Raw genomic sequence first — 25310 nt, forward strand, 5'->3', positions numbered from 1 at the left:
AGCCGCGCAGAACCGCGCCACAGGCCTTTTCCGCTGCCGCCACTATTTTCCTGGTAACGGCCTCGATCTCGGCATCCGTCAGGGTCTGCTGCTGCGGCTCGAGCCGCACGGTCAGCGCCAGCGAGGTTTTGCCCTCGGGGATGCCCGTGCCGGAGAAGACGTCGAAGACCGACACTTTCGTGATCAGCGCCTTGTCGGCGCCGCGCACCGCCTTGATCAGCGTGTCGGCGGCGACCGACTTGTCGACGATGAAGGCGAAATCGCGCTCGACCGCCTGCAGCTCGGAGAGCTTCAGCGCCGGCTTGGTGCGGCCCGCCCCTTTCGCGCGCGGCTGCGGGATGCGATCGAGGAAGACCTCGAAGCCGACCAGCGGCCCGCGGATATCCATGGCCTGCAGGATGCGCGGATGCAGCTCGCCGAAAGTCGCCAGCACGGTTTTCGGTCCGAGCCGGAGCGTGCCGGAACGGCCCGGATGATACCAGGCCGGCGCACCGTCCATCACCATCAGCTGCTCGACCACCACGCCGGCCGCCGAAAGCGCCGCCATGGCATCGGCCTTGGCGTCATAGGCATCGACGGCCCGCGGCTTGTCGCGCCAGTGGCGCGGCCCGGTCTGGCCGCGGCGGATGCCGCTCGCCACCAGCATCTGCCCGTCGACGCCGACATCGTGATACTGCGGCCCCACCTCGCAGAGCGCGACATCGGCGAAGCCGCGGTCCATGTTGCGCTTCGCTGCGGTGATCAGGCCCGGAAGGATGGAGGGCCGCATCGCATCCATGTCGGCGCTGATCGGATTGAGCAGCAGCAGCTGTTCCTGTCCGCCGCCGAACAGCTCGGCTTCCGACCTCTTGATGAAGGAATAGGTCACCGCCTCGACCAGGCCGCGGGCGGCCAGCGCGCGGCGCGCCACGCGGATGCGACGCTGCGCCAGGTTCAGTGCCGGCAGCGGCACCGCGCGCAGAGGCGGCAGCGGCTCGGCGGGAATCGCGTCGAAGCCGTGCAGGCGGGCGATCTCCTCGACCAGATCGGCCTCGCCGTCGATGTCGAGGCGCCAGGAGGGCGGCTGCGCCGACAGCCGGTCGCCGTCCGGCTTCACCTCGAAACCGAGCGCCTGCAGGATCGCGGTCTGCCGTTCCACCGGCAGATCGAAGCCGACCAGGCCCTTCAGCCGGGAGGGACGCAGCGCCACCGTACGGCGCCATTCCGGCTCCTGGCCATCGATCACCACCTCGGAGGGCTCACCGCCGCAGAGGTCGAGGATCATGCGGGTGGCAACCTCGATGCCGGGCCGCACCAGCGCGGGATCGGCGCCACGCTCGAAGCGGTGGCGCGCATCCGAGTGGATGCCGAGCTTGCGGCCGGTGGTCGCGATGCTCACCGGATCGAACCAGGCGCATTCGACGAAGACGTCGGTGGTCGCATCCGTGCAGCCGGAATGCTCGCCGCCCATGATGCCGCCGATGCCCTCGGGACCGGCATCGTCGGCGATGACGCACATCGTCTCGTCCAGCGCGTATTCGCGGCCGTCCAGCGCGAGGATTTTCTCGCCCGGCTTCGCCATGCGCGGCTGGATGTCGCCCTTCACCTTGCCGGCGTCGAAGACATGCAGCGGACGGCCGAGGTCGTAGGTGATGAAATTGGTGATATCGACCAGCGCCGAGATGGGCCGCAGGCCGATCGCCTTCAGCCGTTGCTGCAGCCAGGCCGGCGACGGACCGTTCTTCACGCCGCGGATCAGGCGGCCGGCGAAGATCGCGCAGGCCCGGTCATGCTCCGGCGGCAGCTGGCGGCGCACGCCGATCGGGCTCCTGAACTTTCCGGCGATGGCCGAGAAGTCATAGGGCTTCAGCGTGCCGAGGCCGGCGGCGGCCAGATCGCGCGCGATGCCGCGCACGCCGAGGCAGTCGCCGCGGTTCGGCGTCAGCTTGATCTCGATGACGGGATCGTTCAGCCCGAAGACATCGGCGAAGGCCGCGCCGACCGGGGTGTCCGCCGGCAGGTCGATGATGCCGGTATGCTCGTCGGTCAGGCCCATCTCGCGTTCCGAGCAGAGCATGCCGTTGGAGGCGACGCCGCGGATGGTGGCGGCCTTCAGCAGCATCTGCGTGCCGGGCACGGTCGAGCCGACCGGCGCGAAGATGCCCTTCATGCCGGCACGCGCATTCGGCGCGCCGCAGACCACCTGCAGGGTTTCGCTGCCGGTAAAGACCTCGCAGACCCGCAGCTTGTCGGCATTGGGATGCGGCTCGGCCTTGCGCACCTCGGCCACGATGAAGGGAGCATAGACGGCCGCGCGGTCGGTGATGCCCTCCACCTCAAGGCCGATGCTGGTCAGCTTCGCGGCGATTTCATCCAGCGAGGCGTCGGTTTCCAGATGGCTCTTCAGCCACTCCAGCGTGAACTTCATCGCGCCACCCCCTGGCCCAGCGTGGGAATGTCGAGCGGCACGAAGCCGTAATGCTTCAGCCAGCGCAGGTCTGCGTCGAAGAAAGCGCGCAGATCGGGGATGCCGTATTTCAGCATGGCGATGCGGTCGATCCCCATGCCGAAGGCGAAGCCCTGCCATTCGTTGGGATCGAGGCCGCAATGCTGCAGCACGCGCGGATGCACCATGCCCGAGCCGAGAATCTCAAGCCAGTCGTCGCCCTCGCCCACGCGCAGCACGCCACCCTCGCGCGAACAGTTGATGTCGACTTCGGCCGAGGGCTCGGTGAAGGGGAAGTAGCTCGGCCGGAAGCGCATCTTCACGTTCTCGGTCTCGAAGAAGGCCTTGCAGAACTCGGTCAGCACGCCCTTGAGATGGCCCATATGGGTGGTGCGGTCGATCACCAGACCCTCCACCTGATGGAACATCGGCGTATGGGTCATGTCGTAGTCCGACCGGTAGGTGCGGCCGGGCACCACGATGCGGTGCGGCGGCGGCCCGCCGCGCATGGTGCGGATCTGCACCGGCGAGGTGTGCGTGCGCAGCACGATCTGCTCGCCGTCCGCGCCGCGCTTCGGCAGATAGAAGGTATCCTGCATCTGCCGCGCCGGATGCTCCGGCGGCATGTTCAGCGCGGTGAAATTGTGGAAGTCGTCCTCGATGTCCGGTCCCTCGGCGATCGAGAAGCCCATGGCGGCGAAGATCTCGGTGATCTCGTCGATCACCTGGCTGACCGGATGGATGCGGCCCTGTGCCTCGGCGCTCTCGTTCAGCGGCAGGGTCATGTCGAGACGCTCTGCCTTCAGCCGCGCCTCGATGGCGGCGTCGTTCAGCGCCGTCTTGCGCGATTCCAGCACCGCGGCGAGGCGATCCTTCACCTCGTTGAGCTGCTGCGCGCGCGCCTTGCGCTCCTCGGCATTCAGCGCGCCGAGTTCCTTCAGGGCGGCCGAGAGCCAGCCCTTCTTGCCCAGCACGGACAGCCGCGCTTCCTCGAGCGCCTCGAGGCTCGAGGCCGCGGTCATGGCACGTTCGGCTTCTTCCGCCAGTTTGACGATCTCGGTCATGACTCCTCTTCGGCGCATGGCGCCAGAATGACAAAAGGGGCCGCGGATACGGCCCCCTTCGCAATACGGTCTTTCGGATGACGGACGGGCGGGGGCCGGTCAGGCCGCCTTGGCGGGCAGTGCGGCTTTCGCCTGCGCCACCAGGGCGTTGAAGGCCTCGGGCTCGTGCACCGCGAGATCAGCCAGCACCTTGCGGTCGATCTCCACGCCGGCGAGCGCGAGGCCGTTGATAAATCGGCCGTAGGTCAGACCCTGCTCGCGGGCGGCGGCGTTGATGCGCTGGATCCAGAGCGCGCGGAAATTGCGCTTCTTGGCGCGGCGGTCGCGGAACGCATACTGCAGGCCCTTCTCGACCTTCTCGATCGCGACGCGGAAGACGGTGGAATTGCGGCCCCGGTAGCCCTTGGCGAGCTTGAGGACCTTCTTGTGGCGGGCGCGGGCGTTAACACCCCGTTTGACGCGTGACATGGCGGTCTATCCTTACGCTTCAGCCGTTCGGCAGGTAGTTCTTGATGATCTTGCGCGCGTCACCTTCGAACACCAGGGTGGTGCCGCGCAGATTGCGGATCTGCTTGTTGGTGCGCTTGATCATGCCGTGACGCTTGCCCTGGTGGGCCCGCTTGACCTTGCCGGTCGCGGTCAGCTTGAAGCGCTTTTTGGCCGCGCTTTTGGTCTTCAACTTGGGCATTTGCATAACCTCCGAATCATAAGGAGTGGCTTCGGGGTGGACACGGCAGCCCTTACAAGCCGGAACACCCGATACGAGGGCGGGTTTGTAGCCGGCCGCCCCCGGCTTGGCAACTGGATTCCCGGAAATATTCCAGCCGATCCAAGGGGGAAGCCCCAGGCCGGCCGGGGCCGCCACACGGCTCTTTCAGCCCCGCCGGAGGGGTCTGCTGCACGCAGGGGTGAATACGCCCCGGGGGCAGGGTTGCAGAACGAAACGACGCCGCGCGGCCGCGACTCGGGTTTTGCGCGATTTTTGGAAAAACTACTTGCAAAACAGGAGATTAAATCCATATGACAAGGCGAGGACAGGCATCGGAATGAGTCGCTTTTTCCCCGGCGGGTGTGATTGTCGCATGTGCACTTTCGCACTTGCAAACGCGGGTTTCGCCGTTAGTATCACGCGGGTTCGCGGTTTCCAGCCGGACGCCGCTGTACGAACGCTCCGGTCAGCCTGGCTTTTGTGAGCCATCTCGTTTCGCCGCCGCGCCTCGGCGCAGCCGGGCGGGGTGACCTAGTCGCCGTCGGAACGCCGTTTGAACCAAGATTGAAGACTGATGTTGAACGCCATCCAATTCTCGCAGCTTGACCTTGTAGAACCCATTCAGCGCGCGCTGACGGCGGAAAAACACGTGTCTCCGACGCCGATCCAGGCGAAGGCCATCCCGCATCTGCTGCAGGGCCGCGACCTGCTCGGCCAGGCGGAAGCCGGCGCCGGCAAGACCGTCGCCTTCACGCTGCCGATCCTGCAGCATCTCTCGATCGACCGTCATCCGGCCGGCGCCCGCAAGGCCCGCGCCCTGATCCTGACGACCTCGCGCGAGCGCGTGCAGCATATCCAGGAAAGCTTCCGCGCCTATGGCCGCTTCGTGCGCCTGAGCCAGGCCACCGTCTATGAAGGCCCGGGCAAGGCCGCCCAGGCGCAGGCTCTGGGCCGCGGCATCGACATCCTGATCGGCACGCCGGGCCGCGTGGTCGAACTGATCAATGCCGGCCTGCTGGAACTGAACAAGCTCGAGATCCTGGTGCTGGACGAAACCGACCGCATGCTGGAACTGGGCGTCACCAACGAGCTGCGCGCCATTTTCGAGGCCGCGCCGACCGAGCGCCAGACCATCGTGTTCGCCACCACGCTGCCCGCCGAGATCAAGCAGCTGGCCGATAGCCTGCTGACCGACCCGGTCACCGTGCTGGCCAATCCGCCGGCGCCGCGTCTGATCACCACCGCCCAGTCGGCCCGCCTCCGCGACCTTGAAGCGCGCCGCCGGGTCCGCGACCTGCTCCCGCAGCGGGTTTCGAGCCGGGGCTGATCGGGCGTTTCCTGACCATCCGTAACCGTGAAAACGCCCGCGTCAGCGGGCGTTTTTCTTTGGCCCCGCCGGCCCGGATCCGCCGGGCTTTGCGCAGGCAACGGAAAATCAACCCTGCCGGACTACAGCTTGGTCGTCTGTAACCGGTCTGTAACCACGTTTATCCTGCGAGAATGGCTCTGGTGGCGAAGGAGAATCCCGAGCAGTTCCCTGATCCGACCTGGCGCGACAGGCTGCGCGCCTGGTGGCATGGCGACGACTATGTCATGCGCCACATGGTCCAGGACTACACCACCAGGCCGGCCGAGCCCCCCGAGGAAGCCGAACCCGAGCCGGTGGAGGAAGCCCCGACGCTGGAGCGCTGGACCCCGCGCCGCCTGCAGGTGGTGCAGAAACTGTTCGGCGAGGGCTTCAACCAGCCGGGCGGCGAAGAGCTGATGAAGCCGCTGATCGCCCCGCTCGGCCTCAATCCGAATCTTTCCATCACCGAACTCGGCAGCGGGCTCGGCGGCATGAGCCGTCTGATGGCGCGCGAGAATCTGTGGATCGACGCCTACGAACAGGACGAGGATCTCGTCGCGGCGGCCATCGACATCGCCCGGCAGCAGGGCCTGAAGCAGCGCATCAACATGAAGGCGCAGCCGCTCGACGCCCTGCAGCTCAAGCGCCGGAGCGTCGACGCCGTGGTCTCCAAGGACGGCCTGATGGCGGTGCAGGACAAGCGCCTGCTGCTGGCCAAGATCCGCGCCGCCCTGAAGCCGGGCGGGCAGCTGATGTTCACCGACTTCCTGCTCACCGGCTCGACCAACAGCCGCACCTACGAGGTCTGGCACGAGCGCGAGCCGGTCAAGCCGCATCTGCTGACGCCGGAAGGCCTGCAGGCCGAGCTGGAAAGCCTGAACTTCGTCACCTGCTACATCGAGGACGTCACGCCCGAGCTCAAGCAGGCGGTGCTGCATTCCTTCGGCCGCTATGCCGAGGAGGTGAAGCTGCGCGGCAAGGCGGTCAGCGACAACGAGCGCGACTGGGCAATCTCCGAGGGCGAGCACTGGGCGATCCGTCTCAGCGCCTTTGATGCCAACATCATCCGGCAGTTCCGCGTCTACTGCCGCGTGACGGACTGAGCCCTAGCAGCAGAACCGGCAGCAAAAAGGGCCGCATCGCTGCGGCCCTTTTCATGTCTGTATGACGACGGCGGTCAGTGCAGCTTGGCCTTGACGTCGCCGATGGCGCGGTCGATCTGGGCCGCCGCAGCGGCACCCTGCAGATTGCCGGCGAGCACCTGGCCGGCAGCGGCGATGGCCACTTCCACGGCGGTGTCACGCACTTCCTGCAGGGCCAGCTTCTCGGCCTGGGCGATCTTCTCCTCGGCCTGCCTGCGGCGGCGCTCCAGCGTCGCGGCGGTTTCGGCTTCCGCCTGCTTCACCAGGGCGCTGGCCTCGGCACGGGCCGCGGCGATGATCTCCTCGGCCTCCTTGATCGCGTTGCGCTGCCGGCGCTGGTACTCGGCGAAGAGATGCTGCGCTTCCTGGTGCAGCTTCTCGGCCTCGTCCAGTTCCTTCTTGATGCGCGCGGCACGCTCATCGAGCTGCGCCGTCACCTTGCCCGGAACCTTCAGCCAGAAGATCAGGGCAAAGAAGGCGACGAAGGCGACGAGGGTCCAGAAGGTGGGATCCTGGAACATGCGGTTCCCTCCTCAGCCGCGCTTGCCCAGCGCCTGGGCGACCGCGGCATTCACCGCGTCGGCCGACGGCGCCGTGCCGCTCAGGCGTGCCACGACATCGGCCGCCGCATCCGCCGCCACCGAAGTCAGCTGGCTCAGCGCCTGCTGCTTGGCCGCGTTGATGCTGGCTTCCGCCGCCCTGGTCTTCTCGGCGATCTCGGCCTCGACCTTCGAGCGCTGCGCCGCCGTCTCGGCGGAGATCTGCGCCCGGGCCTCGCCCGCTATCGCCTGCGCCTGGGTGCGCGCGGCGGCCAGTGCCTGTTCGTATTCGGCAATGGCCGCCTCGGTCTCGCGCTTCAGCCGCGCCGCCTCCGCCAGGTCCTGGTCGAGACGACGCTTGCGCTCGTCGACCACGGCAGCCACGCGCGGCAGCGCCACCTTTGCCATCAGCACATAGAGCAGGACAAAGGTGATCAGCAGCCAAACGAGCTGCGGCAGGAAGGTGGCTGTTTCGAGCTGAGGCATCTAGCTCAGACGAACAGGATCAGCAGCGCGATCAGCAGGGCGAAGATGCCGAGCGCTTCGGTCACCGCGAAGCCCAGCATCAGGTTGCCGAACAGCTTCGGAGCGGCGCCCGGGTTGCGCAGCGCGCCGTTGAGGAAGTTCGCGAAGATCAGGCCCACGCCGATCGCCGCACCGCCCATGCCGATGGCCGCAATGCCGGCACCGATCATCTTTGCAGAAGCAAGATCCATAATACTCGTCCTTTCCAGGTTAGAAACTCGAACTGTTACGCGGAACCGAGCCGGAAACCGGTCTCAGTGATGCTCCATGTTCACCGCTTCCGAGAGATAGAGGCAGGTGAGAATGGCGAAGACGTAGGCCTGCAGGAAGGCGATCAGGAATTCCAGCGCGGTCAGCGCGGTCACCATGATCAGCGGCAGGATGCCAGAAGCCGAAAGCACGCCGCCCATGCCGATCATCGAGACGACGAAGCCGGCGAAGACCTTCAGCGTGGTGTGGCCGGCCAGCATGTTGGCGGCGAGACGCAGGCTGAGGCTGACCGGGCGCGACAGGTAGGAGATGATCTCGATCGGGATGATCACCGGCGCCAGCCACATCGGCACGCCGGCGGGCATGAAATGGGTGAAGAAGTGGATGCCGTTGCGGGCGATGGCGATGATGGTCACGCCCAGGAACACGACCAGCGCCAGCGCCAGGGTAACGATGATGTGGCTGGTGACCGTGAAGCTGTAGGGGATCATGCCCAGCATGTTCGCGAACAGGATGAACATGAAGAGCGTGAAGATGAACGGGAAATACTGCCGGCCGTTGCTGCCGACATTCTCGCGCACCATGTTGGCGACGAATTCGTACGTGAGCTCGGCGATCGACTGCATGCGGCCCGGCACCAGGCTGCGCTGGCGCATGCCGTAGACCATCAGCAGGGTCGCGCCGATGACGGCCAGCACCATGAAGGCCGAGGCATTGGTGAAGGAGTATGGCTGCAGCGTGCCGCCTTCACCGCAGAGCGCGAGGCACTTGACCTTGAATTGATCGAGCGGGCTGGCCACGTCTCAGTCTTCCTTCTTCTCTGCGTCAGCGCCCTTGAGCTGCTCACGCTGCATCATCATTCCCGTCCGGATCGCCGACCACATGGCCGTGGCGATCCCGAGCAGGATAAATCCCAGCAGGCCCCAGGGCGCACTGCCCAGCCAGCGGTCGACCCACCAGCCGATGAACAGCGACACGCAGACGGCCGCGACCATTTCGATCGCCAGCGACCAGGCCTTGCCGACGGTGCGCGTCTGGCGCGGATCGGCTTCGGGCTTCTGCTCGCCCGCCCGCCGGTCGCGCAGGGCGTCCAGCTTGGCGTTCAGGCTGTCCAGCGCGGCATGCTCTCCGGCCGTCCTCTCGGGCTGACCCCTGTCAGGCGTTCCCTGCTGATCGGCCATCGGCATGCGCTCCGGGTGCTCGTCCGGACAGGCCGGAAAAGCGCCGGCACCATAAAAACCGCCTCAATCAGCGTCAAGCAGCGCGGGGGACATCTCTTACTTGAGAATCGCTCGCATCTGCCAAGTTAAGCCCCTTGTAAACACTGGCATTTCATAAGCTATCCGGCATTCGCGGCGCGCCGTGTTTTCAGCTGCCCGACGCGGCCGCCAGATTGATGTCGGCCTGCGACAATCAGCCGCAGAATTTGGCCGGACCCGCCATCATTCCGGTCTGCCGCGAACCGGTTGCAGCCCGGTCGGAGCCAGTTCGATCCCGTTGGAGGCCAGTTCAGTCCCGTTCGATGCCAGTTGAATCCCGTTGAATCCCGTTGAATCCCGTTGAATCCCGTTGAGAGCCAGTTGAGTCCCGTTCAGTCCCGTTGAATCCCGCACAAGTCGCTGGCCTTCGATGCCAAGTGACTGATTTTCCGATCCACGATGTCCAACAGCAGCGCCTTTTGCGGTTTCGGAAGCCCGTTACCACAGGCAAACCAGGGGCCGGAGCTTCAGAATGGGAATACTACCATAGATTCAGTGTCGATCCAAGAATATATTCTTGTTATGTTCTCATCGCGGGCATCAGTCCGGCGGCAGTCCCTCCGGCAGGGCGGCGCAGGGATGCCGCTGAGAGGACAGCAGCACGCGGGGCAGCTGGCCGGCCGCGGCGACCGGATCGTAGCGGTAGAGCGTCATCCCGATCACGCCGAACGGCGCGCCATCGTCGGTGGCCAGCGGCAGGATCAGGCGCTCGGCGAATTTTCCCGGGCTGGCCGATTCCCCCGACAGGATGCCGCTGCGGCCATGGACGATGGCCGGGGTCAGCGCGACACGCCGCAGCCTGTCGCGCACCACCAGGCCCGACTCAGGACCCCAGAGGCTGAGCGGGTCGTTGCCGATGATGCCGCGGCCCCAGGCTTCCTGGATCTTCTCACCCGCCAGGGTGCAGGTCAGGGAAAGACGGTCCGGCGTCAGACGCCAGATCCAGACATGGGGCAGGCAGGGTTTCAGCGCGGCGGGATCGATGCGGCTGCGCGGCGGCGGAGCCGTGCCCTCGCGCCATCCGGCCCAGCGGCGCAGCAGCAGAGCCATCCGCCGGTCTTCCAGCGCCGGCCAGCGACCGATGACCTCCTCCTCGTCCTGCGGGAGGCCTGCGGTCATGCCGGAGAGCCCGTCCCCGGGGGACCGGTTTCCGCGCCGCAGTCGGGGGACACCGGTTCGCTCCCGCCGCCGCAGATGCGGCAATGCGGGTCGCGGCGCAGCCGCACGGTGCGGAAATCGCCGCGCAGGGCGTCATAGAGCATCAGCCGGCCCGAGAGGCTGTCGCCGAGATCCAGAATCTCCTTCACCACTTCCAGCGCCTGCAGGCTGCCCATCACGCCGCCCAAAGCGCCGAGCACGCCGGCTTCGGAACAGGCCGGCACGCTGCCGGGCGGCGGCGGTTCGGGGAAGACGCAGCGATAGCAGGGATGGGGCGGACCGCGATGCGCCTTGAAGGTGGAGAGCTGGCCGTCGAAGCGCAGGATAGCCGCGGTTACCAGCGTCTTCTTCAGGCGGTAGCAGGTATCGTTGACGAGAAAGCGGGTTTCGAAATTGTCGCTGCCATCGGCGACGATGTCGTAGCCGCAGATCACGGAGTCCGCATTCTCCGGGCTGAGCCGCAGGGTGTGCTCGATCACCCGGACATGCGGATTGAGGTCTGCGATGGCGACCGCCGCGCTTTCGGTCTTCTTCTGCCCGAGCGAGGTGATGCCGTGGGCCACCTGCCGCTGCAGGTTGGACAGCGACACGGTGTCGTCGTCGACGATGCCGATCGTGCCGATGCCGGCCGCGGCAAGATAGAGCAGCAGCGGCGAGCCCAGCCCGCCGGCGCCGATCACCAGTACGCGGGCGGATTTCAGCGCCTGCTGACCCGCGCCGCCGATTTCCGGCAGGATGATGTGCCGGGCGTAACGTTCGAGTTCCTCCCGGGAGAACACTTACAGCCCGTCGAACAGCGCAGTGGAGAGATAGCGTTCGGCGAAGGATGGAATCACCACCACCACCGTCTTGCCCTCCATGCCGGGACGGCTTGCGACTTCGAGCGCCGCGGCCATCGCCGCGCCGGACGAGATGCCGGCCGGAATGCCTTCCAGCCGGGCCATGCGGCGCGAGGTCTCGAAGGCGGTTTCATTGCCGATGGTGATCGTCTCGTCGATCAGGCCGGTATCCAGGTTGCCGGGGATGAAGCCGGCGCCGATGCCCTGGATCTTGTGCGGCCCCGGCTTGCCGCCGGAGATCACCGGGCTGTCCTCGGGTTCGACCGCGATCATGCGCACGGACGGCTTGCGCTGCTTCAGCACGCTGCCCACGCCGGTGAGCGTGCCGCCGGTGCCGACGCCGGAGATCACCACATCGACCTTGCCGTCGGTATCGGCCCAGATTTCCTCTGCCGTGGTGTTGCGGTGGATTTCCGGATTAGCCGGATTTTCGAACTGCTGCGGCATCACCGAATTGGGGATTTCCTTCAGCAGCTCGTCGGCCCGGGCCAGCGCGCCCTTCATGCCCAGCGGCGCCGGCGTCAGTTCCAGTTCGGCGCCGAGAAACTTCAGCATCTTGCGCCGTTCCATCGACATGCTTTCCGGCATCACCAGGATCAGGCGGTAGCCCTTCGCGGCGGCGACGAACGCCAGCGCGATGCCGGTATTGCCCGAGGTCGGCTCGATGATGGTGGCGCCGGGCTTGAGCTTGCCGCCCTTCTCCATCGCCTCGATCATGGCGATGCCGATGCGGTCCTTCACCGATGCCAGCGGATTGAAGAATTCCAGCTTTGCCAGCAGTTCGGCCCTGGCGCCCGCTTCGGCGGCGAGGCGGTTGATGCGCACCAGCGGGGTGGCGCCGATCGTGTCGACGATGGAATTGTAGATCCGTCCGCGCGGCGGATTGACGGCGGATGCGTTACGGGCCTGGCTCATGTTTCCTCGCGCTCGTTGAAATGCCTGTTGCCTATCCTGCCGTCAGGTTCCGGGCGGCACGGGGCCGGCCCCGGATCGCAACGGCGTCAGATCGTGAAATCAGCAGTCTCGAGTTCGGCGGCGAAGCCGGCGGTCTCGGCGCGGCTGCACAGATCGTCCAGGGTGATCTTGTCGATCCTGGCCATGATCGCCGCCTGGCATTCCTCCCAGATCGGCTGCACCGTGCGGCGGCCGAGTTCGGAGCCGGCGCGGAATTCCTCCTCGCCGTCGGCGTCCAGCTCCGACACGATGCGCACCACCTCGCCCACCGTGATGCGGCGCCGCTCGCGCGCCAGCGTGTAGCCGCCGCGCGGACCGCGCACGCCCTTCAGGATGCCGTTGCGCACCAGATGCTGCATCACCTGTTCGAGATAGCGCTGCGGCACGCCCTGGCGAGCGGCAATATCCTTGGACTGCACCGGTTCGGGCCTGGCATGGAAGGCGATGTCGACGACGGCCTCCAGCGCATGCATGGTGCGCCTGGTACATTTCAACATGGCTGTCACTCTCCCTGAGCTGTCTTCAGCGGCGTCGCCGCCGCATCCGGGAGCGCATGCGACCCCGTCGAACCGAAGCCGCCGGCGCCACGCTGCGTCTGCGGCAGCTCGGCCATTTCGTTCCAGGCGACCCGGGCATAGGCCGCCACGATCATCTGGGCGATGCGTTCGCCGCGATGGATGGTGAAGGGCTTGTCGCCGTGGTTGATCAGCACCACGCCGACCTCGCCGCGGTAATCGGCGTCTACCGTGCCGGGCGCGTTGAGCACGGTAACGCCATGCTTCAGCGCGAGCCCCGAGCGCGGCCGTATCTGTGCCTCGAAGCCCGGCGGCACCGCGATGGCGAGGCCGGTCGGCACCAGCCGGCGCTCGCCGGGCTGCAGCGTGACCGGCTCCGAAATCGCCGCCTGCAGGTCGAGGCCGGCGGAATCCGGCGTTGCATAGGCCGGCAGCGCGAGTCCTTCGGCATGGGGCAGCCGCTTCACCGCGACCTGCAGATTCCGGGCAGTCATGCTTTCTTCCCCGCTGACTTCACTCTGGCGCCGGTCTTGCCGCCGGCGCTGAAAAATCCGGCGATGCGCTCGGCGAGCCGGGCGGCGACATCGGCCTTGCTCATGCGCGGCCAGTCTTCCACGCCGTCCCTGCGCACCAGATGCACGGTATTCTCGTCGCCGCCGAAGGTGCCGCTACCCTCGCCCACATGATTGGCGACGATCCAGTCGCAGCCCTTCGCGACGAGCTTCTTCTGCGCATAAGCCACGACATGCTCGGTCTCGGCGGCGAAGCCGACCACCAGGGCAGGCCGGCGCTTGGCATCGGTGGTGGCGATGGCGCGCAGGATGTCGGGATTTTCCGCCAGCCGCAGCGACGGCGGCTCGTCGCCGCTTTTCTTCAGCTTCTGCGGCGCTTCCACCGCGACCCGCCAGTCGGCCACCGCGGCGGCGCAGACCACCGCATCCACCGGCAGGCGCAGGAAGCAGGCGGAGAACATGTCGCGCGCCGCTTCCACATGCACGGTCGTCACGCCCGACGGATCGGGCAGATTGACCGGCCCGGTGACCAGCGTGACCTCGGCGCCGCGCGCAGCCAAAGCTGCCGCGATGGCATGGCCCTGCTTGCCCGACGAACGGTTGGCGATGTAGCGCACCGGATCGATCGGCTCGTGCGTGGGACCGGAGGTGACGATGATCCTGCGGCCCTTCAGATCCTGCTGCAGCGGCGCGACGGAGGCGGTCCGGCTTCCGGCCGCAGGCTGCACCAGGGTGAGATGCTTCGGCTGCGGCCGGCCGAACTGTTCCTCGATGGCGGCGACGATCTCCAGCGGCTCGGCCATGCGGCCGGGACCGAATTCGCCGCAGGCCATCTCGCCGTCATTCGGACCGACGAAGGCCACGCCGTCCTGCTTCAGGATCCCGATGTTGCGCTGCGTGGCCGGGTGAACCCACATGCGGACGTTCATCGCCGGAGCCACGAGGATCGGCTTGTCGGTGGCGAGCAGCAGCGTGGTTGCCATGTCGTCGGCGAGCCCGCTGGCCATGCGGGCGAGGATATTGGCCGTGGCCGGGGCGACGACCAGCAGGTCGGCATCGCGGGAGAGCTCGATATGGCCCATTTCGGCTTCGTCGGTCAGGGAGAAGAGATCGGTCGCGACCTTCTCGCCGCTGAGCGAGGCGACGCTGAGCGGGGTGACGAACTGCTCGGCGGATTTCGTCATCGCGCAGCGCACGCTGGCGCCGCGCTCCCGCAGGCGCCGGATCAGCTCCAGCGCCTTGTAGGCGGCGATTCCGCCGGAGATCACCAGCAGGATTCGTTTGCCCTTGAGCATGCCCGTTCGCGCCATCCCTTGTGCCGGCGCGCGTCAATTCACGCCACCGGAGTGTGTTAAAAAGTATTCTACTCCGGCAGAAACTACAAGACCTCGGGGGAAATGCTAAACGTGCTGGCCGCCGTTGATGTGGATTTCGGCGCCGTTCACGTAGGACGAGGTCGGCGTACACAGGAAGTAGATCGTTGCCGCGACCTCCTCGGGCTTGCCCAGACGGTGCATCGGAATCTCGCGGCGGACGATCTCGTCGGTGCCCGGCGAGAGGATCGAGGTGTCGATCTCGCCCGGCGCAATGGCGTTGACGCGGACGTTATGCGGGCCGAATTCGGACGCCATTTCGCGGGTCAGCGCCGCCAGGGCGGCCTTCGAGGTCGCATAGGCCATGCCGGCGAAGGGATGCACGCGGCTGCCGGCGATGGAGGTTACGTTGACGATCGAGCCCTGAGCCGCCTTGAGCTCCTGGAACAGGCCCTGGGCCAGCAGGGCGACCGAGAAGAGATTGACATTGTAGACATGCAGCATCGTCTGCAGGTCGGTGTCGAGCACGCCGAGCCGCGAGCCGCCCGGCCCCTTGGGCGAGATCGCCGCATTGTTGACCAGCGCGTCGAGCTTGCCGTCCGGCAGGCGCTCCTTCAGCGCCTCGATGGCGGCCGGCAGCTGGTCGATGTCGGCCAGGTCCATCTGGACATGGCTTTCCGCGCCGCCCTCCCAGGGGCAATGCTCGGAAAAGGGCTGGCGCGACACGGTGAAGACCCGCCAGCCGGCAGCGGAGAACCGCTTCACCGTGGCATGTCCGATACCGCGGCTGGCGCCGGTGAGGATCAGCGTGCGTTGACGATCAGGCATAGTTGCAAATCTATCGCAGCGGCCGGGCAGTGACCAGCGGCCGCGTGGGGCGCCCCGCGGTGTCTTTTCGGCGCTCGGCTCCGGAACCGGTTGCGGCGGCGCCCGGTCCCCCTTTATTGCTGCCTGTGCCCCACCCCCTGCCGCGAAAGGACAGGCGATGACGGACGCCTATCCCATCGGCATCGAAGAGGAATATTTCCTTGCCGATGCGCATACGCATAATGCCGTGCCGCGCATGCCGCAGGCGCTGATCCGGCGCTGCCGGTCGGCGCTGGGGGACCAGGTACAGACCGAGCTGCTGCAGTCGCAGATCGAGGTGGCGACCCCGGTCTGCACCTCGCTGGACGAGGCCCGCGCGGCGCTGCGCCACTGCCGCTCGGCCCTGAAGGAGGCGACGGCGGAATTCGGCCTGGCGATCTTCGCCGCCGGCACGCATCCGCTGGCGGAATGGACCGAGCAGGAGCCGACCGACAAGCCGCGCTACCACAAGATCGCCGACGACCTGAAGATCCTGGCGCGGCGCAACATGCTCTGCGGCATGCATGTCCATGTCGAGCTGAACGACCCGCATGTGCGGCTGGACGTGATGAACCGCATCCTGCCCTTCCTGCCGGTGCTGCTGGGGCTGAGCACCTCGTCGCCCTTCTGGCGCAAGCACGCGACCGGCCTGATGGGCTACCGGCTGGCCGCCTATGACGAGCTGCCGCGCACCGGAATCCCGGAATTCTTCGTCAATCTCGCCGACTACAACAGCTATGTCGACACCCTGGTCTCGGCCGGCGTGATCGAGGACGCGACCCATATCTGGTGGTCGATCCGCCCCAGCCTCCGCTTCCCCACGCTGGAGCTGCGCATTGCCGATTCCTGCACCCATCTGGAAGACACGCTGTGCATCGCCGCGCTGTACCGCTGCCTCGCCCGCATGCTGCGCCGGCGGCCCAATCTCAACGGCACCTGGCGCAACCACACGCGGCTGCTGCTGGAGGAGAACCGCTGGCGGGCGCAGCGCTACGGCACCACGGAAGGCCTGATCGACATCGACGCGCGCTGCATCGTGCCGTTCCCGGAGGTGGTCGAGAACATGATCGACCTCATCGCGGAGGACGCCGCGGCGCTCGGCTGCACGCGCGAGGTGGCGCATGTCCGCGTGATCCTCGAGCGCGGCACCTCGGCGGCGCAGCAGATCGCGGTCTACCGCCAGGCCCGCGAGGCCGGCGCCAGCCGCATCGAGGCGCTGCGCGCAGTGGTCGGCTGGCTGATCGAGAAAACGGCGGCATGATCCTGCGACGGGATGAAACCCGGCCCGGGCGGAGGCATTCTTCCGGCAATGGCTGAACCGCAATCCGACGGCGCCCTGCGCCTGGACAAATGGCTGTGGATGGCGCGCTTCTGCAAGTCGCGCAGCATCGCCCAGGGTTTCGCGGAAAAGGGCCGCATCCGCATCAACGGCCGGGTGGTCGACAAGCCCCATGCGCTGGTACGGCCGGGCGACGTGCTGACCCTGCCGCTGCCCCGCGGGGTCTGCGTGCTGCGCATCCTCGCGCTGCCGCTGCGCCGCGGCCCGGCGGCCGAGGCCCAGGCCGGCTACGAGATCATCCCCTGACCGGAGGGGGGTGCGACAGCTCGTTCGTGTGCACATAATTGACCGGGGCAGGAGCACGTGCTACCCGACGGGCCACGGCCGCCCCATATGAGCGCAGTCCGCAGCCAGACCTCTCAAGGTTTCTCGCAATGACCTACGTCGTGACCGAAAACTGCATCAAGTGCAAATACATGGACTGCGTCGAGGTCTGTCCGGTCGACTGTTTCTACGTCGGCGAGAACATGCTGGTCATCCACCCGGACGAATGCATCGACTGCGGCGTCTGCGAGCCGGAATGCCCGGCCGAGGCGATCATGCCCGATACCGACAAGCGGACCGAGAACTGGATCGAGCTGAACCGCGAATACGCGGCCAAGTGGCCCAACATCACCCGCAAGGGCGAGCCGCCGGCCGACGCCGATGACTGGAACGGGGTGGCGAACAAATTCGCCGAGCATTTCAGCCCGAATCCCGGAACAGGAACGGCCAAATAGGGACAATTCGCCCAAAACGGGCATCGGACGGGGATTCCTGTCCCTGATCGCGCTGTGATTCAGCGTGGAATTGTGGTATCTTTATAACTGAACAATAACCTCATCTGCAGCAGCATGCTCGCGGACGAGCAGGATGGCTTCTGGATAAAACTCCAGGTTGCATCCGTTCCATGGTCTTGGCCAGCACCCATTCCTCCAGGTTTGCATCGAACCTCCTGGACGGCATGCGGTTTTGGCCGAGGTGACGTTTTGGCGTGAGATCAGCGAGGGTGGCCCGTGAAGAAAGCCAAGAGCAAAAGCCCGGCCAAGGTGAAGTCTGCAAGTCCGTCGAAAGCCGCCAAGGCCAAACCGGCGGCGAAGGCGAAGCCGGCCGCCCGCGCCGCCGTCGCCAAGAAGCCCGCCACCGTGAAGCAGAAGGCGCCCGCCAAGACCGCCGCGAAGAGCAGCGCGGCCAAGCCGGCCGCCAAGGCCGCGCCGAAGGCGGAAGCCAAAACCAGGACGACCGCCCAGCCGCCGAAGAAGGCCGAGGCAAAGGCGGCGAAGCCCGCCAAGACCGAGACGAAGGCGACGGCCAAGCCGGAAACCGCCAAGGGCAAGGCGTCCGCCAAGGCCAGCGCCGCGACCAAGCAGGCTCCGGCCAAGCCCGCCGTCACCAAGCCGCTGGCGGTTTCGGCGCCGCCGTCGCGCCCCCTGCCGCAGCCGGTGCGCCCCGCCGCGCTGGAAAGCCGGGCCAGCCAGCAGCCGGTCAAGATGGTCCAGCTCAAGCCGGCACCGAGCAAGGTCAAGGTGGATTTCGCCGCCGGCGACTATGTCGTCTACCCGACCCACGGCGTGGGCAAGATCCTGCGCATCGAACGCCAGATGATCGCCGGCTTCGAGCTGGATCTGATGGTGGTGGAATTCGAGCGCGACAAGATGACCGTGCGTGTGCCGCTGAGCAAGGTGAACGCGGTCGGCATCCGCAAGCTCTCGACGCCGCAGAAGATGCGGGCCGCGCTCGACACGCTGAAGGGCCGCGCCCGCGTCAAGCGGGCGATGTGGAGCCGCCGCGCGCAGGAATACGAGGCGAAGATCAATTCGGGCGATCCGGTCGCCATCGCCGAGGTGGTGCGCGACCTGCACCGCAATGCCGGCCAGCCGGACCAGAGCTACTCCGAACGCCAGATCTACGAATCGGCGCTCGACCGCCTGATGCGCGAGCTCGCCGCGGTGGAGCGCATCGACGAAGAAACCGCAACCAAGAAGCTCGAGAAAATCCTGAAAGTCGCCTGACGCAGACAATGCGCGAAAAGGTCACACGGCTTTTCGCTTCGCAACACCAGAAGGGTCCGGTAGCATCCACTGCCGGACCCTGCTTCGTTTGGCCGATTCGATAACCGACTTGCTCGCACTCCATTCCAGATCCGGAACCGCCGCCAACGGTGGAGCGGCAAAACCGCAGGCCCAGGCACCCGCCACGGAAGCCTTCGCCGTGCTGCGCCTTGCGCGCCGGGTCTGGGCGGTGGCGGCGATCCACGCCGAGGTGCAGCGCCTGCAGGAAGCGCATCAGGAACTGGCGGCCCGGCTGCTGCCGGGCGACCGCCTCGTCTATCTCGGCAACGTCATCGGCCATGGCGCGGCGACCATCGCCACCCTGGACGAACTGCTTGCCTTCCGCCGCGACTTCCTCTGCCTGCCCGGCGTCGAGCCGGAGGACATCGTCTATCTGCGGGGCGCGCAGGAGGAAATGTGGCGCAAGCTGCTGCAGATCCAGTTCGCGCCCGGCCCGCGCGAGGTCTTCGACTGGATGCTGCGGCACGGGCTGGAACCCGTGCTGCGCGGCTACGGCATCGATCCCGCGCAGGCACAGGCGGTGCTGCGCGACGGCGCCGCCAGCATCAGCCGCTGGACCAATTCGCTGCGCGCCGCCATCCGCCAGCATCCCGGCCATGACGAGCTTTTCGCCAGCTTCCGCCGCGCCGCCTACACGGAAGGCGGCGAGCTGCTGTTCGTGCATGCCGGTATCGATCCGGGCGCGCCGCTCGCCGCCCAGTCCGACCACCTCTGGTGGGGGTCGCCCTCCTTCCGCGGGCTGGCCCAGCCCTATGCCGGCTTCCGCAGGGTCATCAGCGGCTGCAACCCGCGCGGCGAGGGGGCGCATCTCGACGCCTTCACCTGCTGCCTCGACGGCGGCGCCGGCTTCGGCGGCAGCCTGAACGTCGCCTGCTTCTCGCCCGACGGCGCCATCGTGGAGAATTTCGCCATCTGAATCCGCCCCGCGACCGCCATCGCGGGAACGGCGGGCCGGTTTCGGACATTCAGTCCTGCCGGCCCCGGTGCAAGCCGCGGCCGGCCGCGGCTGGTTGTGGAACGACCGGAACAAATCCGCCTGCGCGCGCTCCCGCGGAACACAAAAGCGTGAAGTGATCCGCCCTAATTCGGTCGTAAACCGGCAGAAGAATGATGCTGCCATGACCGCAGACCGGATGTCCGCTCCCCGCTCTTCCGCCGGCCGCCCCACCGCCGGACGCAGCGCCGGCGCGTCGTCCGACGCCAGCGACCGGGCCTTCGTGCGGCGCGCCATGCGCCTGCCCCTGCTGACCCCCGAGGAGGAGGTCGCGCTGGCCAGGCGCTGGCGCAAGACCCAGGACCAGACGGCGATGCACAAGCTGGTCGCGCCGCATATGCGGCTGGTGATCTCGACCGCGGTGCGGTTCCGCCATTACGGCCTACCGCTCAACGACCTCATCCAGGAAGGCAATCTCGGCCTGATGCAGGCAGCGACGCGTTTCGAGCCCGAGCGCGAGGTGCGCTTCGCCACCTATGCCGCCTGGTGGATCCGCGCCGCGATCCAGGATTTCGTGCTGCGCAACTGGTCGATCGTGCGCACCGGCACCACGGCGGCGCATAAATCGCTGTTCTTCAACCTGCGCCGCCTGCGGGCGCGCATCGAGCGCGGCGGCCGCGACAGCCTGAGCCGGGAAGGCCGCAGCCGGCTGGCGCGCCAGCTCAATGTCACCGAGAGCGACGTCGCCCATATGGAAAGCCGGCTGGCTGCCGTCGACCGCTCGCTCAACGCGGTGATCGGCGAGGATGGCGAGGCCGCCTGGCAGGACCTGCTGGTGGACGAACGCCCCGATCCGGAAGAGGCCACCATCGCACGCCGTGACTCACGCCTGCGCGCCCGCTGGGTGGACGAGGCGATGGCGACCCTGCCCGAGCGCGAACGCGTCATCGTGCGCGCCCGCTTCTTCAACGACGAGGCAGTGACCCTGGAGCGGCTCGGCGTGACGCTCGGCATCTCCAAGGAGCGCGTGCGTCAGCTCGAGCATCAGGCGCTGAAACGGCTGCGCCGCCAGCTCGGCGAGATTCCCGACCTGCAGCGCGACATCGCCGCGGGATAGTACTGCCCGCCCGCACTTCGGGCATTTCAAGACATGTCATGCGCGGCCCTGTCCCGACCATGACAACGTGTTTGACGGGAAGTCCGCCGGGTGCGCCGCCGTGACAACCTTCACTCCACGATCTTGATGCGCTCGCCGGGCTTGATCTCCTCGCCCTCGCGCAGCCCGTTGAGCACGCGGAACTGCTCCAGCTTGTAGCGGGCGAAGGGCAGCTTCGCGGCCACGCTTTCCGAGGTGTCGCCCGGCTTCACCGGCACCACCCGCAGGCGCAGCGGCTTGATCGCCGCGGCTTCCTGCTCGCTCAGGTATTTCAGCGTGTTCACGCTGCGGATCATGTCCGCCTCGATGCGCTGAAGGCCGCCCGACGGCGCGATGATGGTGAAGCGCACCATCTCGCCGTTCGGGAACTGCACGGCAACGAACCGCGCGTCGACGGTACTTCCGCTCTTGGTCTGCACCCGCGCCGAGGCAGTGGCCGCCGGCATGCCGTTGACCTTGATCGATTCGGCATTCTGGAAGCGCAGATTGGGCAGCCAGACCCGCGTCAGATACTGCAGCGGCTGGCCGCCGACGCTCTGCACCTTGCGCTTGTCGCGCTCCATGTCGAACTGCAGCTGGCCCGAGGCATGGCTGGCGATCACCGCCGCCGGCGTGTTCGAAATCCGCCAGTCCTGCGGCACCGAAAAGCTCAGGCGCAGATCGGGATGCGTGAAAGTCGTGCCCCGCACCACGCCTTCCTTCGGATCGTCGCCGTAGAGCATGCCGTCGATGCGGTCGAGATATTCGTCGCGGCGGTAGATCGGATCCTGCGGCCAGGCGCGCGCCTCCTCGATCGCCGCCCTGACACGGTCGGGCCCGCGCGGATGGGTGGAGAACATGTCCATCGTGCGGTCCTTGCCGGCCTGGCCCGCCATCTTGGTGGCAAGATCGCTGTAATCCGAAAGCGACTGCAGGAAAGCCGCCTGGGCGTCCGGCGCGTAGCCGACCTGCGCCAGCAGGCGCACGCCGATCAGGTCGGACTCGAACTCGTTCTCGCGGCTGAAGCTGGCGAGATAGGCGCTGCCGGTCAGGCTGCCGATCTGGCCGATCGCCTGTCCGGCACCGGAACCGAGGAAAATCGAGCCCAGGATCGATCCCAGTCCCACCGCGCCCTGCGTGATCAGCGAACGGTCGTAGCGCTGCTCGGAATGCCGCGCGATGACATGGCCGATCTCGTGACCCAGCACGCCGGCCGCTTCGGCCTCGTTGTTCGCCAGCGCCAGCGTACCCCGGGTGATGTAGACGAAGCCGCCCGGCAGGGCGAAGGCATTGACGATCGGCGAGTTCAGCACCGTGAAGGTGAAGCTGGTGGCGGGCTGGCCGGAGACGCTGGCAAGACGGCCGGCGATGCCGGCCACATAGGCGCCGATATTGGGGTCCTCGTAGACGCCGCCGAACTCCTGGATGACCTTGGGATGCTCCTTCTGCCCGAGCTCCTTCGCCTCTTCCGGCGACATGAAGATCTGGGCCTGGACCGGCGCGGCACTCGCGGCGGCAAGGCAGACGGCCAGGCATCCCGTTCGCAGCAGGTTGAGCATCAGCGTCCCTTGAAATTGGCGGCGCGCTTCTCGACGAAGCTCGCTATGCCTTCCTTCACATCCTCGCTCGCCATCAGCATCTTCTGGGTTTCATGGAAATCGGCGACGGCGGCGGCCGGCCCGTGCTCCAGGGCAAGCCGCGCGTTGCGCAGGGTCGCCGCGACCGCGAGCGGCGCCTGGGCGGCAATCGTCTGCGCAATCTTCATTGCCGCGTCGAACTGCCCGCCGGGCTCGGCCACCTCCTGGACGAATTCCAGCCGCAGCGCCGTGGCGACGTCGAATTCGTCGCCGGTCAGCAGATAGCGCATGGCATGGCCCCAGCCGGCGCGCTCGACCATGCGGATGGTCGCGCCGCCGGTCGCCATGATGCCGCGCTTCACTTCCAGCTGGCTGAACCGGCAGTCGCTGGCGGCCACCACGATATCGGCGGCCAGCATCAGCTCGATGCCGATCGTGTAGGTGATGCCCTGCACGGCGGCAACCAGCGGCTTGCTGCGGAAGGGCGGCACGTTGTTGCAGGGATCGATCTGGCCCGGTTCGGCCAGAAGGTTCTTCTGTCCCATCAGCGGCGCCACCTTCGGCAGGTCGAGTCCGGCGGTGAAATGCTGGCCCTCGGCATACAGCAGGCCGACCCGCGCCTGGGGATCATGCTCGAAGGCGGTATAGGCAGCCGCGAGCTCCTTCAGCATCTTCGGCGTGAAACCGTTCAGTTTCTGCGGCCGGTTGATGCCGATCAGGAAGACGGCGCCTTCCCGCCGGGTGAGGATTTCGCCGTCGGGATCGGCGCTGGGAATGGCGTTTCGGGACATCGGAGGAGCGGCAGCCGCACGCATTATTTTCACCTCAGCTGACATTTTCCGCGACTTTTCCACAGCACCCCGGATGCGGGCAAGGATGGCCCCGCTATAATGCCGCTTCGTGGCAGAAGCTGGGCAGTCGGGGAATCTGCGATCCGTGCCGAATTTCGCATATGAATCAAAGCTCGGTGGCCGTGACGGCAGACTGATCTGCGGCGTCGACGAGGCCGGGCGCGGCCCGCTGGCCGGGCCGGTGGTCGCCGCCGCCGTGATTCTCAACCCCAGACGCCGGCCGCGGGGCCTCGACGATTCAAAAAAACTGGATGCCGCGCAGCGCGAACTGCTCTACGGCCGGCTGATGGAACGCGCGCGCGCCGGCGAGCTGCGCTTCGGCATCGGCGCCGCCAGCGTGGCGGAGATCACGCGGCTGAACATCTTCCACGCCACCATGCTCGCCATGTGCCGCGCCGTGACGGCGCTGCGCATCGTCCCCGATCACGCGCTGATCGACGGCAATCACTGCCCGAAGGATCTGTGCTGCCCGGCAACGGCCATCGTCGACGGCGATGCGATCTCGGTATCCATCGCCGCGGCCTCGATCATCGCCAAGGTCACCCGCGACCGCGCCATGACGAAACTGCACCGGCGCTACCCCGCCTATGGCTGGGACAGCAACAAGGGTTACGGCACGCCGTCGCACCATGCCGGGCTGAAGCTGGTCGGCATTTCGCCGCATCACAGACTAGGTTTTGCGCCTGTACACCAGCAGATGACTCTAGATCTAGAGTTAACGACCTGATAACCCAAAGAATCTAATGACTTGCGGATCGTTTTAGGGGGAAGATCCGCACATGGCGCCGACATTCATCGACCCGACCCGCAAGTCCCGCAACACCAAGGGGCTGCGGAAGGGCCATCTCAGGCTCGTGGAATCCAGTCCCGATGCGGGCCGCAGCGCCAAGCTCCGCGCCCGGCCGCTGGTTTCGCGGCTGCCCAAGGCGGAAGTGTCGCGCAGCCTGCCGCATCCCGACCTGCCGCTGGACCGCATCCTGATCGGCGAGTGCGTCGCCGAGATGAACAAGCTGCCGGCCGAGAGCATCGACTGCATCTTCGCCGACCCGCCCTACAATCTGCAGCTGACCGGCGAACTGCGCCGGCCCAACGACACCGTCGTCGATGCGGTCGACGACGACTGGGACAAGTTCGACTCGTTTGCCGCCTATGACGCGTTCAGCCGGGAATGGCTGAAGGCCGCGCAGCGGGTGCTGAAGCCGAACGGCACGATCTGGGTGATCGGCAGCTACCACAACATCTTCCGCCTCGGCACCCAGCTGCAGGATCTCGGCTTCTGGATGCTGAACGACGTGATCTGGCGCAAGACCAACCCGATGCCGAATTTCCGCGGCAAGCGCTTCACCAACGCCCATGAGACGCTGATCTGGTGCGCGCGCAGCCAGGACGCCAAGGGCTACACCTTCAACTACGACGCCATGAAGGCGCTGAACGACGACCTGCAGATGCGCTCCGACTGGCTGATCCCGATCTGCTCGGGCAGCGAGCGGCTGCGCGGCGAGAACGGCGCCAAGACGCATCCGACCCAGAAGCCGGAAGCCCTGCTGCATCGCGTGATCATCGCCTCCACCAAGCCGGGCGACGTGATTCTCGATCCCTTCTTCGGCTCCGGCACCACCGGCGCGGTCGCCAAGCGGCTCGGCCGGCATTACATCGGCGTCGAGCGCGACAGGACCTATGCGAAGGCCGCCGAGCGGCGCATCGCGACCGTGCAGCCGGCGGCGCCGGATGACGTCGACGTCACGAAATCAAAGAAGGACGAACCGCGCATTCCCTTCGGCTGGGTGGTCGAGCGCGGCCTGCTCTCGCCGGGCACCGTCCTGGTCGATCCGTCCCGGCGCTTTTCCGCCCGGGTGCGCGCCGACGGCACCCTGGCCACGGCCGATGCCAGCGGGTCGATCCACAAGATGGGCGCCCATGTGATGAACGCCACCGCATGCAACGGCTGGGTTTTCTGGCATATGCAGGTGGAAGGCAAGCTGGTGCCGATCGACGTGTTGCGGCAGAAGCTGCGCGCCGAACTGCCCTGAGCGCAGTTCCTGTTCCCGCTGGCCGATGCTAGGCT

At 66.9% G+C, this 25310-nt stretch carries 28 protein-coding genes; 10 read left to right on the forward strand and 18 right to left on the reverse strand.

Annotated features, from left to right (window positions below; all coding sequences use genetic code 11):
- From pheT to rpmI, 4 genes are all read right to left on the reverse strand, one after another.
- A partial coding sequence (pheT, locus tag VKZ87_RS04000) for a phenylalanine--tRNA ligase subunit beta (RefSeq protein ID WP_324219958.1) occupies positions 1-2407 on the reverse strand: 2407 nt, incomplete at its 3' end.
- Entirely contained in the window at positions 2404-3489 is a 1086-nt protein-coding gene (gene pheS / locus VKZ87_RS04005) for a phenylalanine--tRNA ligase subunit alpha (RefSeq protein WP_324219959.1), read from the reverse strand. The genes pheS and pheT, both read right to left, overlap by 4 nt.
- A gap of 99 nt (positions 3490-3588) precedes the next feature.
- Complete coding sequence (gene rplT, locus VKZ87_RS04010) at positions 3589-3957, reverse strand: 50S ribosomal protein L20 (protein WP_324219960.1); 369 nt, start codon at positions 3955-3957, stop codon at positions 3589-3591.
- Between the two features lie 19 nt (positions 3958-3976).
- Positions 3977-4177 carry a 50S ribosomal protein L35 gene (gene rpmI / locus VKZ87_RS04015; protein WP_324219961.1) on the reverse strand — a complete coding sequence of 67 codons (201 nt, stop codon included), beginning with the start codon at positions 4175-4177 and terminating at the stop codon, positions 3977-3979.
- A gap of 670 nt (positions 4178-4847) precedes the next feature.
- Between rpmI and VKZ87_RS04020 the strand changes: the two genes are divergently transcribed.
- Complete coding sequence (locus VKZ87_RS04020; protein WP_324219962.1) at positions 4848-5525, forward strand: DEAD/DEAH box helicase; 678 nt, start codon at positions 4848-4850, stop codon at positions 5523-5525.
- A 182-nt stretch (positions 5526-5707) separates the two neighbouring features.
- Complete coding sequence (locus VKZ87_RS04025; protein ID WP_324219963.1) at positions 5708-6649, forward strand: class I SAM-dependent methyltransferase; 942 nt, start codon at positions 5708-5710, stop codon at positions 6647-6649.
- 74 nt (positions 6650-6723) lie between these two features.
- On the opposite strand, the gene VKZ87_RS04030 is transcribed toward VKZ87_RS04025, so the two are convergent.
- The 12 genes from VKZ87_RS04030 to VKZ87_RS04085 all read right to left on the reverse strand — a co-directional run bounded on the left by VKZ87_RS04030 (position 6724) and on the right by VKZ87_RS04085 (position 15340).
- Positions 6724-7209, reverse strand: coding sequence for a F0F1 ATP synthase subunit B (locus tag VKZ87_RS04030; protein ID WP_324219964.1), 486 nt, complete (start codon positions 7207-7209; stop codon positions 6724-6726).
- 12 nt (positions 7210-7221) lie between these two features.
- Entirely contained in the window at positions 7222-7713 is a 492-nt protein-coding gene (locus VKZ87_RS04035) for a F0F1 ATP synthase subunit B' (RefSeq protein ID WP_324219965.1), read from the reverse strand.
- Positions 7714-7718: 5 nt separating this feature from the next.
- On the reverse strand, positions 7719-7943 hold the full coding sequence (locus tag VKZ87_RS04040) for a F0F1 ATP synthase subunit C (protein ID WP_144068315.1): 225 nt from the start codon (positions 7941-7943) through the stop codon (positions 7719-7721).
- A gap of 63 nt (positions 7944-8006) precedes the next feature.
- Positions 8007-8762, reverse strand: a complete 756-nt coding sequence (locus VKZ87_RS04045; protein ID WP_324219966.1) for a F0F1 ATP synthase subunit A — start codon at positions 8760-8762, stop codon at positions 8007-8009.
- A 3-nt stretch (positions 8763-8765) separates the two neighbouring features.
- Positions 8766-9143: an AtpZ/AtpI family protein gene (locus VKZ87_RS04050; protein ID WP_324219967.1), complete on the reverse strand. Its 378-nt coding sequence runs from the start codon at positions 9141-9143 to the stop codon at positions 8766-8768.
- 618 nt (positions 9144-9761) lie between these two features.
- On the reverse strand, positions 9762-10340 hold the full coding sequence (locus VKZ87_RS04055; RefSeq protein ID WP_324219968.1) for a PAS domain-containing protein: 579 nt from the start codon (positions 10338-10340) through the stop codon (positions 9762-9764).
- The gene (locus VKZ87_RS04060; RefSeq protein WP_324219969.1) at positions 10337-11158 is read right to left on the reverse strand and encodes a molybdopterin-synthase adenylyltransferase MoeB; all 822 of its coding nucleotides are present in this window, start codon (positions 11156-11158) and stop codon (positions 10337-10339) included. Before VKZ87_RS04060 ends, VKZ87_RS04055 begins: the two co-directional genes overlap by 4 nt.
- The gene (cysK, locus tag VKZ87_RS04065) at positions 11159-12133 is read right to left on the reverse strand and encodes a cysteine synthase A (protein WP_324219970.1); all 975 of its coding nucleotides are present in this window, start codon (positions 12131-12133) and stop codon (positions 11159-11161) included.
- Between the two features lie 86 nt (positions 12134-12219).
- A complete protein-coding gene (locus VKZ87_RS04070) occupies positions 12220-12669 on the reverse strand; it encodes an Rrf2 family transcriptional regulator (RefSeq protein ID WP_324219971.1) in 450 nt (149 codons plus the stop codon).
- Positions 12670-12674: 5 nt separating this feature from the next.
- The gene (gene dut, locus VKZ87_RS04075) at positions 12675-13181 is read right to left on the reverse strand and encodes a dUTP diphosphatase (RefSeq protein WP_324219972.1); all 507 of its coding nucleotides are present in this window, start codon (positions 13179-13181) and stop codon (positions 12675-12677) included.
- On the reverse strand, positions 13178-14494 hold the full coding sequence (gene coaBC, locus VKZ87_RS04080; RefSeq protein WP_324219973.1) for a bifunctional phosphopantothenoylcysteine decarboxylase/phosphopantothenate--cysteine ligase CoaBC: 1317 nt from the start codon (positions 14492-14494) through the stop codon (positions 13178-13180). Before coaBC ends, dut begins: the two co-directional genes overlap by 4 nt.
- A gap of 105 nt (positions 14495-14599) precedes the next feature.
- On the reverse strand, positions 14600-15340 hold the full coding sequence (locus tag VKZ87_RS04085) for an SDR family oxidoreductase (RefSeq protein WP_324219974.1): 741 nt from the start codon (positions 15338-15340) through the stop codon (positions 14600-14602).
- A gap of 157 nt (positions 15341-15497) precedes the next feature.
- On the opposite strand from VKZ87_RS04085, the gene VKZ87_RS04090 reads away from it, so the two are divergent.
- From VKZ87_RS04090 to VKZ87_RS04115, 6 genes are all read left to right on the forward strand, one after another.
- Positions 15498-16619, forward strand: a complete 1122-nt coding sequence (locus tag VKZ87_RS04090) for a carboxylate-amine ligase (protein WP_324219975.1) — start codon at positions 15498-15500, stop codon at positions 16617-16619.
- A gap of 48 nt (positions 16620-16667) precedes the next feature.
- On the forward strand, positions 16668-16943 hold the full coding sequence (locus VKZ87_RS04095; protein ID WP_324219976.1) for an RNA-binding S4 domain-containing protein: 276 nt from the start codon (positions 16668-16670) through the stop codon (positions 16941-16943).
- Between the two features lie 128 nt (positions 16944-17071).
- Positions 17072-17416, forward strand: coding sequence for a ferredoxin FdxA (fdxA, locus tag VKZ87_RS04100; RefSeq protein ID WP_324219977.1), 345 nt, complete (start codon positions 17072-17074; stop codon positions 17414-17416).
- 750 nt (positions 17417-18166) lie between these two features.
- A complete protein-coding gene (locus tag VKZ87_RS18485; RefSeq protein WP_414655622.1) occupies positions 18167-18688 on the forward strand; it encodes a CarD family transcriptional regulator in 522 nt (173 codons plus the stop codon).
- A gap of 109 nt (positions 18689-18797) precedes the next feature.
- On the forward strand, positions 18798-19664 hold the full coding sequence (locus VKZ87_RS04110) for a hypothetical protein (RefSeq protein ID WP_324219979.1): 867 nt from the start codon (positions 18798-18800) through the stop codon (positions 19662-19664).
- 202 nt (positions 19665-19866) lie between these two features.
- A complete protein-coding gene (locus VKZ87_RS04115) occupies positions 19867-20799 on the forward strand; it encodes an RNA polymerase factor sigma-32 (RefSeq protein WP_324219980.1) in 933 nt (310 codons plus the stop codon).
- A gap of 110 nt (positions 20800-20909) precedes the next feature.
- Here VKZ87_RS04115 and VKZ87_RS04120 read toward each other — a convergent pair whose 3' ends face one another.
- Together VKZ87_RS04120 and VKZ87_RS04125 are read right to left on the reverse strand one after the other, a co-directional pair.
- Positions 20910-22376: a M48 family metalloprotease gene (locus tag VKZ87_RS04120; protein WP_324219981.1), complete on the reverse strand. Its 1467-nt coding sequence runs from the start codon at positions 22374-22376 to the stop codon at positions 20910-20912.
- Entirely contained in the window at positions 22376-23185 is an 810-nt protein-coding gene (locus tag VKZ87_RS04125) for a crotonase/enoyl-CoA hydratase family protein (RefSeq protein ID WP_324219982.1), read from the reverse strand. The genes VKZ87_RS04120 and VKZ87_RS04125 overlap by 1 nt, the downstream gene beginning before the upstream one ends.
- 145 nt (positions 23186-23330) lie before the next feature.
- Between VKZ87_RS04125 and VKZ87_RS04130 the strand changes: the two genes are divergently transcribed.
- Positions 23331-23972, forward strand: coding sequence for a ribonuclease HII (locus VKZ87_RS04130; RefSeq protein WP_324219983.1), 642 nt, complete (start codon positions 23331-23333; stop codon positions 23970-23972).
- A gap of 274 nt (positions 23973-24246) precedes the next feature.
- Positions 24247-25275, forward strand: a complete 1029-nt coding sequence (locus VKZ87_RS04135; protein ID WP_324220016.1) for a site-specific DNA-methyltransferase — start codon at positions 24247-24249, stop codon at positions 25273-25275.
- The last annotated feature ends 35 nt before the right edge of the window (positions 25276-25310 follow it).

It is taken from the genome of Ferrovibrio sp., assembly GCF_035304305.1.
GTDB lineage: Bacteria > Pseudomonadota > Alphaproteobacteria > Ferrovibrionales > Ferrovibrionaceae > Ferrovibrio.